The organism is Neobacillus sp. plas4 (assembly GCF_057221695.1).
In genome coordinates this window covers 1,236,618-1,252,262 of sequence record NZ_CM170152.1, presented here as the reverse complement: position 1 = coordinate 1,252,262, position 15,645 = coordinate 1,236,618, and the positions used below count along the sequence as shown (strand labels likewise).

The 15,645-nt window shown below is 38.5% G+C and carries 14 protein-coding genes; 2 read left to right on the top strand and 12 right to left on the bottom strand.

The annotated features are described in order from the left end of the window. Positions 1-11 precede the first annotated feature (11 nt). Positions 12-539 (bottom strand): hypoxanthine phosphoribosyltransferase, encoded by a 528-nt coding sequence (hpt, locus tag AC2TFD_RS06240; RefSeq protein ID WP_335519940.1) that lies wholly within the window; start codon positions 537-539, stop codon positions 12-14. A gap of 696 nt (positions 540-1,235) precedes the next feature. Between hpt and AC2TFD_RS06235 the strand changes: the two genes are divergently transcribed. After that, complete coding sequence (locus tag AC2TFD_RS06235) at positions 1,236-1,664, top strand: VOC family protein (protein ID WP_335568908.1); 429 nt, start codon at positions 1,236-1,238, stop codon at positions 1,662-1,664. A gap of 51 nt (positions 1,665-1,715) precedes the next feature. Here the strand turns inward: AC2TFD_RS06235 and AC2TFD_RS06230 are convergent, their stop codons facing one another. From AC2TFD_RS06230 to AC2TFD_RS06210, 5 genes are all read right to left on the bottom strand, one after another. After that, positions 1,716-2,462, bottom strand: coding sequence for an amino acid ABC transporter ATP-binding protein (locus AC2TFD_RS06230; RefSeq protein WP_335513241.1), 747 nt, complete (start codon positions 2,460-2,462; stop codon positions 1,716-1,718). A gap of 14 nt (positions 2,463-2,476) precedes the next feature. Beyond that, positions 2,477-3,136 (bottom strand): amino acid ABC transporter permease, encoded by a 660-nt coding sequence (locus AC2TFD_RS06225; protein ID WP_484675298.1) that lies wholly within the window; start codon positions 3,134-3,136, stop codon positions 2,477-2,479. Between the two features lie 64 nt (positions 3,137-3,200). After that, positions 3,201-3,980, bottom strand: a complete 780-nt coding sequence (locus tag AC2TFD_RS06220) for an amino acid ABC transporter substrate-binding protein (RefSeq protein WP_335513237.1) — start codon at positions 3,978-3,980, stop codon at positions 3,201-3,203. A 130-nt stretch (positions 3,981-4,110) separates the two neighbouring features. After that, positions 4,111-4,656, bottom strand: a complete 546-nt coding sequence (locus tag AC2TFD_RS06215) for a GNAT family N-acetyltransferase (protein ID WP_484675297.1) — start codon at positions 4,654-4,656, stop codon at positions 4,111-4,113. A gap of 16 nt (positions 4,657-4,672) precedes the next feature. Beyond that, positions 4,673-5,917 carry an MDR family MFS transporter gene (locus AC2TFD_RS06210; protein WP_335513233.1) on the bottom strand — a complete coding sequence of 415 codons (1,245 nt, stop codon included), beginning with the start codon at positions 5,915-5,917 and terminating at the stop codon, positions 4,673-4,675. 99 nt (positions 5,918-6,016) lie between these two features. Here AC2TFD_RS06210 and AC2TFD_RS06205 point away from each other — a divergent pair, with 99 nt between their 5' ends. Beyond that, a complete protein-coding gene (locus AC2TFD_RS06205; protein WP_484675296.1) occupies positions 6,017-7,669 on the top strand; it encodes an ABC transporter substrate-binding protein in 1,653 nt (550 codons plus the stop codon). Between the two features lie 36 nt (positions 7,670-7,705). On the opposite strand, the gene AC2TFD_RS06200 is transcribed toward AC2TFD_RS06205, so the two are convergent. The 6 genes from AC2TFD_RS06200 to AC2TFD_RS06175 all read right to left on the bottom strand — a co-directional run bounded on the left by AC2TFD_RS06200 (position 7,706) and on the right by AC2TFD_RS06175 (position 15,429). Further along, positions 7,706-7,879 (bottom strand): hypothetical protein, encoded by a 174-nt coding sequence (locus AC2TFD_RS06200; RefSeq protein WP_420489061.1) that lies wholly within the window; start codon positions 7,877-7,879, stop codon positions 7,706-7,708. Between the two features lie 372 nt (positions 7,880-8,251). Beyond that, positions 8,252-10,054 (bottom strand): ABC transporter ATP-binding protein, encoded by a 1,803-nt coding sequence (locus tag AC2TFD_RS06195; RefSeq protein WP_484675295.1) that lies wholly within the window; start codon positions 10,052-10,054, stop codon positions 8,252-8,254. Then, positions 10,051-11,790, bottom strand: coding sequence for an ABC transporter ATP-binding protein (locus AC2TFD_RS06190; RefSeq protein ID WP_484675294.1), 1,740 nt, complete (start codon positions 11,788-11,790; stop codon positions 10,051-10,053). Before AC2TFD_RS06190 ends, AC2TFD_RS06195 begins: the two co-directional genes overlap by 4 nt. A 222-nt stretch (positions 11,791-12,012) precedes the next feature. Then, positions 12,013-12,702 carry an ABC transporter ATP-binding protein gene (locus AC2TFD_RS06185; protein WP_335513223.1) on the bottom strand — a complete coding sequence of 230 codons (690 nt, stop codon included), beginning with the start codon at positions 12,700-12,702 and terminating at the stop codon, positions 12,013-12,015. Further along, complete coding sequence (locus AC2TFD_RS06180; protein ID WP_484675293.1) at positions 12,699-14,345, bottom strand: ABC transporter permease; 1,647 nt, start codon at positions 14,343-14,345, stop codon at positions 12,699-12,701. Before AC2TFD_RS06180 ends, AC2TFD_RS06185 begins: the two co-directional genes overlap by 4 nt. 1 nt (position 14,346) lies before the next feature. After that, positions 14,347-15,429, bottom strand: a complete 1,083-nt coding sequence (locus AC2TFD_RS06175; RefSeq protein WP_484675292.1) for a Fe(3+) ABC transporter substrate-binding protein — start codon at positions 15,427-15,429, stop codon at positions 14,347-14,349. Positions 15,430-15,645: the final 216 nt, after the last annotated feature.

The window sequence follows — 15,645 nt, the reverse complement described above, 5'->3', positions numbered from 1 at the left end:
AAATCAGGTACCTAATACTCCTCCACTGTTGCAATATGTGGTAAGTTTCTGTACTTTTGAGCATAGTCAATTCCATAGCCTACAATGAATTCATCTGGAATCACAAAGCCAACATAATCCACAGGCAATTCCACTCTTCTTCTCTCGGGCTTGTCTAATAGTGTGCAAAGTTTAATTTGTTTTGGTTTATGCATGTCCAAATGATTCCTCAGAAAATGCAAGGTAAGTCCACTGTCTATGATATCTTCAACAACCAAAACATTCTTATTCGTAATATCCTCATCAAGATCCTTTAACAGCTTAACTTTTCCAGTTGTTTCGGTTTGGTCGCTATAGCTTGAAACCGAAATGAAATCGACATTAATGTCTCCTTTCATTTCACGAATCAAGTCTGCTGCAAAAACAAATGATCCCTTCAGCACAACGATTAACATTATTGGCTCATTGTTAAAATCGCTTTCAATTTTCTCAGCCAATTCCCGTATTCTTTGTTTGATCTCGTTTTCTGAAATCATCGTGTCTTTTATTCGATAGGGCAAGAACCATACCTTCTTTCTATTTAATCCGAATTAATCAACATTACTATTCCCGATTTATACCATCTTGAAACAAATTTCTATTTGGGTAATGCTCTTTCATTATGAAGGACAATTCTATCGGCATTTTTTCGAGTTTTGTCTTTCATCGCGGGAATGAAGGTCAATCCTACCGGGGTTTTACTGAGTTTTGTCTATCATCGCCTTCATGAAGGACATTTCCTCCGGCACCTTACCGAGTTTTGTCCTTCATCGCCTTCATGAAGGACATTTCTACCAGCATTTTACCGAGTTTTGTCCTTCATCGCCTTCATGAAGGACATTTCCCCCGGCACCTTACCGGGTTTTGTCCTTCATCGCCTTCATGAAGGACATTTCCTCCGGCACCTTACCCGGTTTTGTCCTTCATCGCCTTCATGAAGGACATTTCCTCCAGCACCTTACCGGGTTTTGTCCTTCATCGCCTTCATGAAGGACATTTCTACCAGTTCTGCTGGTTATTCTTTATCAGACAGCGATACCTTTGATTTAGTCATCCAGTTCTGTCTCGTGATAAAAATATATGATTTTATCAAATCAATCAGGCTTTGGACTATTTTAATTTAAATCCATTAATTTAAAAGAGGAAAAAAGAGATTAATATGGAATAAATCGGTTAGAATGGAATTTGTACATAATCATTTAAGAGGAGTGAAGAAAATGCCAATAAATGCTTATCTTGTTTTTAATGGTAACACCCGAGAAGCAGTAGAGTTTTATGCGAAGGTTTTTAAGACAGAAACACCGAATATCATGACCTTTGGAGAACAACCGCAACATCCTGATTATCAAATGCCAGAGGAAGTAAAAGATTTGGTTATGCATACACGACTTAACATCGATGGAAGCACTGTCATGTTTTCTGATAACTTCCCTGGGTCACCATTTATTGAAGGCAATAATATAACAATGGCTTTAGTCAGCCAAAATTTGGATGATATTCAATCTTGGTATGATCAACTAAAAGAAGGCGGAAAGGTTACGATGGAGCTCCAAGAAACCTTCTGGGCAAAACTTTATGGTCAAGTAACGGACAAATTCGGAATCCACTGGCAAATCAGTCATGATAGCGGAGAATACGGCAAGTAATTATCATAAATAAAAAGGATACAGCCAATTTTGCGGCTGTATCCTTTTTATTTACTTCAAACTTCTGCTTAAGAAAGCTTTTGTCCGTTCGTTCTGTGGATTTGTAAACAATTCTTCTGGGTTCCCAGATTCAATAATTTCTCCGTTATCCATGAAAATCACCCGATTGGCCACTTCCTTGGCAAAGCCCATTTCATGCGTCACAACAATCATCGTCATTTGCTCTTCCGCAAGTGCCTTGATTACTTCAAGGACTTCTCCCGTCAATTCAGGGTCCAATGCCGAAGTAGGCTCATCAAACAAAAGAATTTCAGGATTCATCATAAGTGCTCTCGCGATGGCAACTCTTTGTTTTTGACCTCCTGAAAGATTGGCCGGGTAGAAATCCGATCTATCACTAAGACCAATTTTCTTCAAAAGTTCGGTACTTCTTTGTTGAATGTCGGCAATTGGTTCCTTTTTTACCAATCTAGGCGGAAGCTCTAGATTTTCTTTTACTGTCAGGTGTGGGAATAAATTAAATTGCTGAAAGACCATCCCCATTTTAGAAGTTATTCTTTTTACTTCTAGTGGTTTCGCGTAAATTCCATCTTGAACGAATGGGTCACCCGATATTGTAATGCTTCCTCCATTTATTTCCTCCAAATGGACTAAACTTCGGAGCATTGTGCTTTTCCCTGATCCAGACGGACCAATTACAGCAACAACATCATTTTTATTCACGTCAAACGTTATTCGTTTCAAAACATCCACATTGCCAAACGATTTCTTCAGGTTGGATACTTCAATGATAGCCACATTTACCAATCCTTTTATTCAAATTTATATCTCCGCTCAATTCCTTTAAAAACAAATGTTAACAAAAGTGTCATTATCAGATAAATCAAACCAGCAACGAAAAATGGCACAATCGTAAAGTCTCGGTTAACAGCTGTTTGCGCGTAATGCAGTAATTCCGGTACAGCCACTGCATAGAGCAGTGCGGTATCTTTAACGAGTGTTACCGATTCATTTGCAATTGCGGGAAGCGTGACTCGAAACATTTGCGGTAAAATGATCCTCGTAGTTGTCTGCCATTTACTTAAACCAAGTACCTGTGAAGCTTCATATTGTCCCTTATCAATGGCTAGGAGACCACCGCGGAATATTTCCGCAAAGTACGCTGCGTAATTTAGGACAAATCCTAAACATGCTGCAACAAATCGATCTAATACTAAATATTCTCCGACTACTGGCAGCATAGGAAGACCGAAGCAGATAAGTAATAATTGCAGTAATAGCGGGGTACCCCTCATAACATATATATACCCTTGCGCTAGTAATGATAAAGGCTTCAAACTGCTCTTAACAGCAAGCGTTAATAAAAAACCGAGCGGAATTGAGACGATGATCGCAATGAAAAATAAAAGAATCGTCATCTGTGCGCCTTCAAGCATCGGTTTGAGAATCGAAGTAAAATAGTCAAATGACATGGAAAACTCCTCCAAAAACAAAACAGGGTTCCCATAGGAAATCCTGTTTTACCTTATTTTCATATTACTTTAATACTTTATCTTCTCCAAACCACTTTTCTGAAATACTAGCGGCTGTTCCGTCCTCATTCATTTCATCAAGTGCCTTTTGGAGTTTTTCAAGTAATTCTTCATTGCCTTTTTTAACACCAATTCCATATTCCTCTGGAGCCAGCGATTCATCAAGTACCTTAAATGTACCTTCTTCTTTCGTCATATAGTAATTGATTACAACTTCATCAATGACCACAGCATCTAAACGACCACTCTTTAAGTCTGTTAAGGCTTGTACATTATCTGCAAATTCAGTAACAGTCTTAAGTTTTTCTTTCACTGGTGAAGAATCAAGGGCATCCGAAGCTGAAGAAAGTGACTGCAGCCCAACTACTTTCCCATCTAAATCATCTAGTTTCGTAACCTTTGAATCAGCAAGGGTAACAAGAACCTGTGCATTTTTCAGATATGGTTTTGTGAAAAGGACCTTCTCTTTGCGCTCATCCGTGATTGTGTATCCGTTCCAAATCAGATCAATTCGTCCACTGCTAAGCTCAGCTTCTTTTGTTTTCCAATCGATTGGCTGGAATTTAACTTCTGTTCCCATTTTATCTGCTGCTGCTTTCGCATAATCAATATCAAAACCTACAATATTATTATCCTCATCACGGAATCCCATTGGAGCAAATTTATCATCAATCCCGATAACTAGCGAATCCTTTTCCTCTTTACTCTGTGATTTTGAGCACCCTGTAAAAACTAAAAGTACGGCAGTTACGATAAGAATCACAGTTGCTAAACTTTTCTTCATTTGTATTTACCCCTTTTTATAGAAAATTATTTTTACTTTAGTACGTTACCATATTATCGCGCTACCACATTATAACACTATAATATTATCAAATACAATAGCTAGAAAAAGAATTATAAAAAAAAGGAGTCTACTTAATAGACTCACCTATTTGTATTTTCCAAATCATATGATCTTGCCCCTGACCCCAATAATTCTTCAGTAAATACTCAGGTTCTCCGAATTTCTTTTTCCAGATCGTTTGGGCAGTTTTGTAGCCGCTGTCGAGACAGATTTCTAGGACACCCTTTGACTTTAATGTTTGCAGCAGTTTAGCAAGCAGTTTATTCCCTACACCTTGTCTTTGATAGTCAGGATGTACAAATACGGTTCCCACTTCAATCATTTTCCCAAGTACTCCATTGGTACAGTCCTGAATCAGTTTGCTGGCAGGACCATATTCTATTGTCCCAATAATTTTATTTCCAGCCAAAGCTATTAAAATATACCTTTTCTCTCCATTACCTTCAAGGTCGATTTGCAGATAATTTTTCTTGCTGGTAATTTCAATTTCAATATCTTCCTTTAACTCCGAAAGTCCTTCTCTATCAAAGGTATTGGTAACCACAACCCTAAAAAAATGGTTCAGTTCTTCGGTGTCTTCAAATTCTGGCCTTCTAATCTCGACTTTTCTCACACCAAAGCCTCCTTACTTACATTGACATATTTTTTTGAACGGTGATCTTATTTACCACAAAAAGTCCACTATAGAGCAGGAAAGTTCCGGCCATTAAAATAATTCCTACGTACACAGACATCATGGTTGGCACTAAAAAAGCTCCCAAAATGATCGATGCACGTGCGATTAAATCTGCCCCGCTGAAACTTAAGTTAGAAAAGGCTGAGTAAGAACCACGCTTGTCCTCCGGCATCATATTTGCTTTTTCTGCATTCATAATTGGGGAGTAAATAAGCTCACCAATTGTGGCCAAAGCATTGAATAAAATCAGGACATACCAACTATTCGCTGAAGTGACAATCGTATACCCTGCACTATAAAACAATAATCCTAGGAGTAACATCTTCCGTTTTGAATACTTATCTGTTATTTTTGTTATAAAAAAGGTAAGAGCTACTACCATCAGCATATTTTCGATATTTAGAAAACTCAGCATCCTTACCCCTGCAATTTCGAAATTCCCGACAAATACCGATTTGAATTCCTCTGCTAATCGTACCCCAATATAACTATTTAGTGAGAATTCTGCTGCAAAAATAAACATTGACCCAGCAACTGCCATGACAAATGGTTTATCCTGAAACGCGACTTTGTAGTTTTGATAGAGATCCACAAAAATATTTTCATGCTTTTTTTCCAGCAGCTTAACGCGTGTATCTTGAAGCCATATTCCATACGCAATCGGCAGGCTAATAGAAACGATTGTTAAAGCGATAAATAGTTCTATTTGATGGTTCACATACAAAAGACCACCCAAAGCTGCACCTATTGCCATCGACAGATTAGTAAGCCAATATTCTATTGCATAAACACTCTTCCGATTTTCGGGTGTTGTCGAGTCAATGATAATGGCATGAACGGCTGGCCGGCCAAGGCTGCTGGTAATCGTGAAAATCACATAGCTGACCGCAAATAGAACAATCCATTTTTGATCTGGGAACAAGCTTACTGTCATAAGTGCAAACATAAATGCACTAGACGCTGATGATAGAATAATAATCTTTTTTCGAGGGAAGCGGTCTGAAATATAGCCGCCGATAAAATTAATAAAGAAGCCTATGATTACCGTAATTGCTAAGAATATACCTGCCCAAACCGCCCCTTTGTGCTGTGCAAAAAAGAGCGCCATAAATGGCATTACCGAGCTGGCAATTGCTCGGTTAAAAAACGAGGTAATCAGCCGAACCTTAATATTTTGAGGATAGTCCTTCCACGCCATATTTATCAACACCTTTCTCACTCTATATAGTAAACTAGACGTAATAATATAAAAATGTCCAATTTTCAAAAATATGTCTACTTTTAAAGGAATGATGGGATGGACCACTATTTATTAGCATTATGGAACTCAACTCCCTCTGGAGAAGTTAAAGTGAAACTGCTGGCAGAAAGATTGGATTTGAGCACCAAACAAACCCGCCGTAAACTGAATCAATGGCAGGATGAAGGCTGGCTGAGCTTCCAGTCTGGAAAAGGCAGAGGCATTTATTCAAAGCTGATTTGGAACAGGGACGTGGAATCAGCGTATGAACAGCAATTTATAGCCCACTTGGAAAGATACTCCATTGAACAGGTTAGCAAACTATTATTATATCAATGGTCAACAGAAACAAAACAGCGGTTAATGACTAGGTTTCAATCCAAGTTTGGTTTTCATCAAGAGGGTCAGGACACGTTAATTATTCCGCGGTTTTACCCATTCATAACGTATCATCCATTAAAGGCTGCGGACGTACATAGTGCAAATCTAATCGCAAACCTATATAACCGGGTTGTCGCACTGAAGGATGATAATACGGTCATACCTGAGCTTGCACATAGCTGGGAGGTTGAAGATCATCGGCTAACCTTATACCTGCGAAAGGATGTCAGTTTTCATGATGGTTCAATCTTAAAAGCGGAGGACGTCGTCAAAACGTTTATGAGAATGAAGCAAGATAAGATTTATGCTGAACTGTGGAAACCAATTACAAAAATATTTTCCCCTGCACCACTAATCGTAGAACTTGAATTCCCATATGGCTGTACCTATGTATTGCCGCTTCTAAGTATGATTTCTGCAAGTATCTATAAAGAATCTGCCAACGGATTGGTGATCGGAACAGGCAGCTTTTATCTGGAAGAAGATACCGATGAGAGAACAGTATTACATGCGTTTAAACATTATTACGGTGAGCGTCCGCTATTGGATACAGTGGAATTTATACAGGTTTTAAGAGAGTTTGGAAATGTTTATTACGGTGCTCATGAATCAAGAGAAGTTGGAACCTTTGAGGTTGAGAGTGATTCAGGATTTGGTGTCGTAGTAATGAATGCCTTTCGTCAAAGTGATATTGCTAGAAAAGAAGTACGAGACTATATTCATATGCTGATAGATAAAAATCGCTCGCAAATTTCAATGATTGATTCTCGGATATCAGCAAATACCGATGGCTGCTTAATTGGCTATTCAGGGAGTTACACGGTGCCCGAAATTCCAAAACCAATCCTTTCAAATCCATTAAAGATGAAGTATGTTGGGTATTCAAAGGACACATCCTTTTGGTTAAAAAACATCCTCGATGAGGCTGGTATTCCGTTGGAGTTGGAAGAAGTCTCATTTCATGATGCATTGTACCATGCTCATTTGCAGAAAGCAGATTTATTTATTCATGGAGAAATATTTGAGATGAACCAGAGTTTTTCCTACTTTAGCTTTTTGAAAAACACGATTTCGCCGCTCTATAAATTAACTCGATCTGATCAACTTTTGCAAAAGCTACTGCAAAACTATGATTTTATCCCCTTTGAGAATTGGATGGAGCAGCATTTAATCATAGAGGATTATTTAATTAAAAACTCATTATGCATTCCTCTTTATTATTCAAAAAGACAAATACCATTTTCAATTAATTTAATGAACGTAAAAATTAAACATTTTGGCTATGTTGATTTATCGAAATTATGGATGAAACCTAATAGAGAAGCCTGACCACAGTGGTCAGGCTCTCTTTGCCATTTTATTATATTAATCCTGATATCCTGATAGTTGGTCTTGCACGGAGTTTAGGGAATTAATTGCTTGTTGAATTTTGTTTTTATTTTCTGGTTTTTCAGCAGTACTTAGGGCTTGCTGCAGGGTGTTAACTGTATTTTGTACGGAAGACATACTTTGGTTTACATAATCTTGAGCCTTTGGCAATATTAGCACCTCCTTGATAATGTCAAAAATAGTATCTACATCTATTGGAAAAATATGTGTGCGATTTACGATTTCGACTAGGATTGTGCCTATAATTGAGGCAGTCATTTTTTATCGGAACAATTCGACCTGGATTGTGCCCGTAATTGATGCGGACCCGATTTTTCGGAACAATCAACATAGGATTGTGCTCATAATCGAGGCAGTCACTTTTTATCGGAACAATCCGACCGGGATTGTTCCCGTAATAATGGTCACCCGTTCATTACGGGAACAATTCAACTGTAAATGTATACTGTCGTCTCCTCTCCCCTCCCGAACATTGCAAAAAAAGGCAGCCCCTCAGTTTTTGAAAGCTGCCTTACTCTAATATTACCTCACTTGAACACCTGAGGAGCTTATGGTTTCACCGCCGATTTCGGCTTCTCTGCCAAATAATCTAGCATAGACACCATGGTTATTCTCTAATAGATCGGTATGTTTTCCTTGTTCGGCTATTGTCCCATTTTCAAGGACAATGATTTTATCTGCAGAAAGAACCGTTGAAAGGCGGTGCGATATGATTAAAATCGTTTGTTTTTTTCCTGATTTTAAAACTGCTTCATTGATTTGCGTTTCCGTAATTGGATCGAGTGCCGAGCTTGCTTCATCAAGGATAAGGATTGGAGCATCTTTTAAAATAGCTCTAGCCAGCGATAATCGCTGCTTTTGACCTCCTGAAAGCAGGCTTCCTCTTTCTCCTACCTTTGTATCCAATCCTTCGGGAAGACTTTCCACCAATTCTTCCAACCCGCTGTCATGTAATGCTTTAAGCAGCTCCTCCTCTGTGGCATCAGGTTTTCCAATTCTTAAATTGTCTGCCAGGGAACCATTTCGCATTTGAACATCCTGAGTCACGATTGCCATTTGAGATCGTAGCCATCCTGTATCCCATTCTGTTATATCTCTTCCATCTACTTCAATACAGCCATTCTTCGTATCATAAAGCTTAAATAACAAATCAACAATCGTTGATTTACCAGAACCACTCGGTCCAACTAATGCCACCTTCTCACCAGCGTTAACCGTAAACGAAACCCCTGACAGTACATTCTCTTCTTTTTCCGGGTAAGCAAACGTAACATCCTTTAGTCTGATTTCACCATTTGCTCTGCCGCCGCGGATCCCCTCCACTATTTCTGCCTTGGAAGGCTTATGGGAAAGAAGAATGTCAGAGCGATCTAGTGCTGGCCCAGTTCTTCTTACAGAAAGCCAGTTACGAAGCAGTCTTTGCATTTCATTGGCAGCGATCGTCACTAAGCCACCTGCGGTCAGCATTTGTCCGCTTGTTAAACTATCATTCCAAATTAATAATGTACTAATGAAGTAGACAATTCCCAATGCGAATCCATTGTAACTGGCAATTACCACCACGGACTGCATTCTTGCCTTTAATTCCTTAATAGAATGCTTCACGAAAGAGTTTCGGATAGCAATAACACTTTCCACCTCATTTTCAGAAACCCCCATAACCCTTGACAAGTGGATTCCCGTCACCGATTCTCTTAGTCTTTCAAGATAGCGGGAAGCCTCCTGTCTAGCATCGGCGGAAGCAGCTCTAGTCCTCGCTCCTACATAATTAGATGCCCAATAGAAGATTACACCTAGAATCACACTAGTAATCATCAAATAAGGGTGAATCCATAACAGCACGAGACTATAAATTAATACTCCCTGGACACTTGCCATGAATGTCGATCCTTCCCATGCAAGGAAATTATGGAGCGTATCAGGGTCATCCGAGACTCTTGCTAGTAGTTCTCCGGATGAATTGTTATGGTAAAAGGAAAAGGGCAGCACCTGTAAATGACTAAACAGGCGCAGTTTTTGCCAATTAGTTACGGTCTTTGCCGTCTGATGGCAAAAATATTCATCTATGATCATCATGACTAAATCAAAAATAGCAGAAAAGACCAGCAGCCACATTAATCCCCATAGCAAGGAGTGATTTTCATTCGGAATAATGGTATCAACAAGCCAAGCGAAAGCTAATGTTGGGATTAGTGCTGAGAAAACCTGACTAATTGCAATAACGAATGAGTCCGCAAAAACCCACTTTTTATAGGGTCTTAAAAAAGCAAGGACTCTTCGACCGTCCCGATTCTTTTTTTGATGGGAGACAGTGTTCACGTTCATCCAATCATCTCCTTTTCCAACTCGCTATATTGGGCCTTGTATAATTCATAATACTGACCTCTTAATGCAAGCAATTCTTCATGTGTTCCTTGTTCCGCCACCATCCCCTGATCTAAAAGAAGGATTTTGTCGGCATTTCTTACTGTTATCAGCCTGTGGGCAATCGTAATCGTTGTTCTGCCCGGTATTAGCTGCTCAAGGGCTTCCTGAACTTTTTCTTCTGTTTCCCCGTCCAATGAGGAAGTGGCTTCGTCAAAAATTAAGACTCGCGGCTGGCGCAGGATGGCTCTGGCAAGCGCCACTCGTTGTCTTTGCCCGCCGGAGAGCTTCAATCCTCGTTCACCGACCACTGTTTCATATTTATCTTCGAGAGATTCGATTAGTTCTTTTAGCCCGGCTGCTTCCACTGCGAGTTCGAGCTCTTCCTGGGTGGCATTTGTTTTTCCGTATAGAAGATTATTTCTAAGTGTACTGTTTAGTAGAAAGGTTTCCTGAGAAACCACCCCAACCTGTTGTCTAAAGCTATTTCGGTTGTATGCGAATAAATTTTTACCATCAATCAAGACCGATCCTTTTTCAGGTTCATATAAACCTAGGAGGATTTGGATAAGGGTACTTTTCCCCCCGCCACTGGTACCTACAATTCCAATGTGATTCCCCTGTTCCAATGATAGCGAAACACCCTTTAAAATTTTTTTATCACTGGAAGGGTAGGTAAACCAAATATTCTCTATGTCTATGTTTCCCTCTACTTCTCCAAAAGAAGGCAGATTTTCTTCATGCTCTTCCGGTAAATCAAAATATTCATAGATTCTTTGCAGTGCCGGAATTGCCTGTTGAATGGTCAGCGCATTTTCAGCCAATGACCGGACAGGCAAAAACATAATAGGAATAAAATTAAGACAGGCAATCAGGGTTCCAATCGTAATCGTGCCTTCCCAAATAGAGAATCCACCGATTAGCATGACAACACCGGGAGTTGCGATATTAAATAAATTTCCAAGCCGCCAATTGACCTTTCCAATTAACGCTGCACGAATCGAGTAGTTTTTCCATTCTGTCTGTTTTTTTCGCTGTGTTTCAATTTCCTTCTTTTGTGTCTGAAATGTTCGAACAAGTCTGGTGCTTTCTATACTTTCTTGCAGGTGCTGGTACATATCTGCACTCATATCCCTTTGGACCGCACTCATTTTCCGCATCGTTTTACCGAGCTTAAATGATGGAAGTATGTAAATGGCAAACACGGCAAACATAACAACAGCTGCTGGCCAATATAATGCAAATACGGCTGAAAATGCAGCAATTGCACCAATCACTTGCTGTAAGATACGTGGAACGACGGTGTTATTTAGGTTTTGAACAGATTCCACGTCATGCGTTAATCGATATAACATATCTCCTCTTGGTGTCGTTGTAAAAAACGACATCGGTGTTCGATGCAGCTTTTTAAAGGCCCGAATCTGCATATCCGTTATTACATCGAATCCGATTTTCACCTGTACATATTCTTGTAAAGTCTCAAATAAAGACTTTCCTAAGAATGCGACCAAAACACCACCGACAAGTAAAAGTAAAAAGGATATCTCTCTAGCCCCAATCACTTCGTCCACTAATTTTCCTGCCAGTAACGGCGGCAAGATGGTAAATGCTCCACCTAATAATGAAAAAAATAAGGCAAGCAATAATTTCCTCCAATAAGGTTTGAAATGTCCTAATGTCGTTTTTAATAAATTCATTATAATCCCCCTCGCAAAATAATATTTTATTACAAATCATGGCAATATTCATTACTATTTGAAAAAAACTTCTTATTTTACGAAATCTAAAATATTACTCCTCGTTTTTTCTACTATCATATTGTTATTTTTCCACTATATTTGTCTTTATAAAAAATATAAATGCCTCAACTCCATTAGGAATTGAGGCTTTATTACAATCTATAATTTGCCATTAGATTACTATTTTACGGTTTTAAGTTTTACTCTATTTATGCCATTAGAGACATTCGATTGACCTAGGACGATACTATTATCACAAATTGCTTCAACATCATTTCTATCATGTGTGACCATAATACATGTCATGTTGGCTTTTTTCAAAATCAACCCTAGATCGTCTCGAATCGACTCTTTTAAATCAGCGTCTAAGTTGCTAAATGGTTCATCCATTAATAATACATTGGGCTTTGGGGCAAGCGCTCTAGCAAGAGCAATCCGTTGCTGCTGCCCGCCACTTAATTCATGAGGATACCTTTTGTAGAACTCCTTCATTTGAACAAGTTCCAACATCTCATCTACACGCGAGTTTCGCTCTTTCCTTGGTAAACGTGATAGTCCAAAAAGTATATTATCCTTGACAGTCATATGAGGAAATAGAGCATAGTCTTGAAAAACCATCCCCACCCCTCTATCCTCTGGGTGAACAAATACACTTTCACTTACAACGGTAGTACCGGCAATTTTTATGGTTCCTTTGACCGGCATTTCTAATCCTGATATCAGGCGAAGTAATGTACTTTTCCCACTTCCACTTTGTCCTAAAATACCGACGATTTCCCCTTTTTCCATAGAAAACGAAAAATCGTTAATAACAGGGTCCTCTTTACGAGAATATGAAAAAGTGAGACCTTTAATTTCAACAATACTCATTGTTTCACCCTCTTACCAACTATTTGAAAAATGACCACAGATAAAATACTGATTAAAATGATTAGAAGCGATGAAATAGAAGCCTCATGGATTTGTTCATCGTTTGCATATTGATATGTTTTTGTTGCTAACGTTTCAAAATTAAAAGGCCTTAACAACAATGATAATGGTAATTCCTTGCAAATTTCAACAAACGTTAAAATGAAACCACTAATTAAAGATCCTTTTATTAATGGGAGGTCTACTTTAAAGAACGTTTTTGTCACTCCCATTCCGAGCATTCTTGAAGCTTCCATATATTTCGTTCCTACCTTCTCAAAACCCACCTCAGTTGCATTAAACCCAGTAGCCATAAACCGAATGAAATAGCCGACGATTAACATGACTAGAGACAAGCTTAAGATGAGAGGTTCTTCACCAAGACCCAATGTAAAATACATTGGTGCGAGCCATTTATCAAGTGAGATAAAAACAGCAAGAACACCAATAGCAATAATTGGACCTGGAATGGAATAACCTGAGGTTACGCATTTCGATATGATAAAAGAAAACGAAGAATGAGATCGGCAAATGTTTGCAACAACAACGGAAAGAACTAGAATAATCAATGTAGATATTACGGCAACATAGACGGTTTGATATAACAAGGTAAAAAAGGCAGGTTCCCAAACTTTATGGAACGTCATCTTTGCCCATGCAATCAACTGTATGAATGGGATGAGAAATCCTAATAAAAATACAACTCCGCAATATATAAAGGTTGCCACCCCCGCGAGTCCTTTCAGTTTCACAGGTACAAGCGGCCTCGATTTATTACTCAAGTGATAACGCCGCCGCTGCCTAAGCAGTCTTTCTAAAAAGAAAATGCCCACAATGATCACCATCAGCCACGCAGCGAGTTTCATAGCTGAATTTACATCATACATCCCGAACCATGTTTGAAAAATAGCGGTTGAAATGGTATGGATGCCCAAATAGCTGGTAACTCCATAGTCTCCAAGCACTTCATAGATGACTAAAACGGTACCTCCTACAATTGCTGGTCTTGAAAGAGGAAGAACTACTTTATAAAATACAGCGAATGGTTTTCTTCCTAACAACCTTGCACTCTCTACATAAGATGTACTTTGACTTTCAAGAAATGCTCTGGTTATGATAAACACGTACGGAAATAGAAATAAAGTAAAAATAAAAACAGCTCCACCTATTCCCGAAACGGTTATCCATTCTGGGTCTAGCTGATAATCAAAATGATTCCTTAACGTTGTTTGTACTACTCCGGTATAGCCTAGCATCGTTCTGTACGTATAAGCCGCTATAAAAGTTGGGATTGACAGTGGCAAAATTAACCCCCAACGGAAAAACCGTTTTAGTGGAAAATCAAAGGCTGCAATCAGCCACGCCAAAGTTACGCCTAAAAAGGACGTAAAAAGGCCAGTTAAGACTACCAGGACGACGGTGTTTGCAACATAATTTGTTAGCAAATACTGACGAATATGAAGCCAGTTTTCATTAGGTTCTAAAAATATAGAAGAGAAAATAAAAAGGATAGGCAGTAGAATAACTACTGCCCCAACTAAACTAATGATCCACCAGCCGTTTATTTCCTTTTTAATAGTACGCTTTATTAATTTCGCATTCATATTACTTCCAGCCTGTTTTATTAAAGATCTCGATTGCCTTTTTATTATGCTCTCCTAAAGTATCAAAATTTAGTTCTTGCATTTTAAAGTCGCCCCAGCTTTCAAGTAATTCTGGTTTTGAAGCCTTAGGGTTTACAGGAAATTCATAATTATTTGCTGACAAGATTTCTTGTGCTTCAACATCAGTCATATACTCAATTAGCTTAATCGCATTTTCTTGATTCTTGCTATGCTTTGTCAAACCAATTCCGCTGATATTTACATGAGTTCCATTTGTTTCTTGATTAGGGAAAAATACCCCGATACTTTCAGCAACTTTTACTTCTTCGGGATCTTCCGAATTTGCAAGCAGCCCTACATAATAAGTGTTCATAATCGCAACATCACCAGTGCCTGCTGCAATTGCTTTTGCTTGGTCACGGTCACCGCCATCCGGCTGTCGAGCAAAATTATTTACAATCCCTTTCGCCCATTGTTCTGCTTTTTCTTCACCATTTAATTCAATAAATGAAGCAAGTAATGATTGGTTATATAAACTGGTTGAAGAACGAACTAACAATTTCCCATTCCATTTTTCACTTGTTAAATCTTCATAAGTAGACAATTCCTCAGGTGAAACTCTGTCTTTTGAATAGGCGATTATACGTGCTCTTGTTGCCAGTCCAATCCAATTATTATCAACATCCCGAAGGTTTTTAGGTACATTTTTTTCAATAATATCTGAAGTAACTGGCTGGAGGATATCATTTTGCTTAGCATTAGTAAGGACCCCGCCATCTACTGTAACAAATAAATCTGCTTGTGTACTTTTACCTTCACGCTTTAATCTCTCAATAAGTTCTTCCGCTTCCCCTTTTACAACATTAACTTTAATGCCTGTTTCTTCTGTAAATTTGTTATAAATCTCATCATCAACTTCATAATGTCTTGCTGTGTAAATATTGACTTCTTGTTTTTCAGTTGTTTTTGGCTTAGAAGCCGCTTTATCTCCTTCTGAATCATTTTGATTTGTTGCGCAACCTGCTAAGCCAATCGTCAGTATCGCACTTGCCAATAAAGGTTTGAATAATTTTGATAAAGCCATGATATGTACCCGCCTCTTCTTAGTTTTTGAAAATGATAATGATAATTGTTATCAATTAATATAATTTTATTCTAATTAGCCCTATTTCTTTTGTCAACAATATTTTGGACTTTTAAAAAAATTCACGACGAAAAATAAAAAGGTGATCGAAATTTATTCGATCACCTTTTCCAATATTTCCGCTTTAAATATTAAACTTCCATTTGATATTACCTG

Excerpts from the sequence above, each read along its gene's own strand:
- AC2TFD_RS06190 (WP_484675294.1), bottom strand. The coding sequence starts at position 11,790 with ATGAATTTATTAAAAACGACATTAGGACATTTCAAACCTTATTGGAGG.
- AC2TFD_RS06225 (WP_484675298.1), bottom strand. The coding sequence starts at position 3,136 with ATGTCATTTGACTATTTTACTTCGATTCTCAAACCGATGCTTGAAGGC.
- AC2TFD_RS06220 (WP_335513237.1), bottom strand. The coding sequence starts at position 3,980 with ATGAAGAAAAGTTTAGCAACTGTGATTCTTATCGTAACTGCCGTACTT.
- AC2TFD_RS06185 (WP_335513223.1), bottom strand. The coding sequence starts at position 12,702 with ATGAGTATTGTTGAAATTAAAGGTCTCACTTTTTCATATTCTCGTAAA.
- AC2TFD_RS06195 (WP_484675295.1), bottom strand. The coding sequence starts at position 10,054 with ATGAACGTGAACACTGTCTCCCATCAAAAAAAGAATCGGGACGGTCGA.
- AC2TFD_RS06205 (WP_484675296.1), top strand. The coding sequence starts at position 6,017 with ATGGACCACTATTTATTAGCATTATGGAACTCAACTCCCTCTGGAGAA.
- AC2TFD_RS06180 (WP_484675293.1), bottom strand. The coding sequence starts at position 14,345 with ATGAATGCGAAATTAATAAAGCGTACTATTAAAAAGGAAATAAACGGC.
- AC2TFD_RS06235 (WP_335568908.1), top strand. The coding sequence starts at position 1,236 with ATGCCAATAAATGCTTATCTTGTTTTTAATGGTAACACCCGAGAAGCA.
- AC2TFD_RS06175 (WP_484675292.1), bottom strand. The coding sequence starts at position 15,429 with ATGGCTTTATCAAAATTATTCAAACCTTTATTGGCAAGTGCGATACTG.
- AC2TFD_RS06210 (WP_335513233.1), bottom strand. The coding sequence starts at position 5,917 with ATGGCGTGGAAGGACTATCCTCAAAATATTAAGGTTCGGCTGATTACC.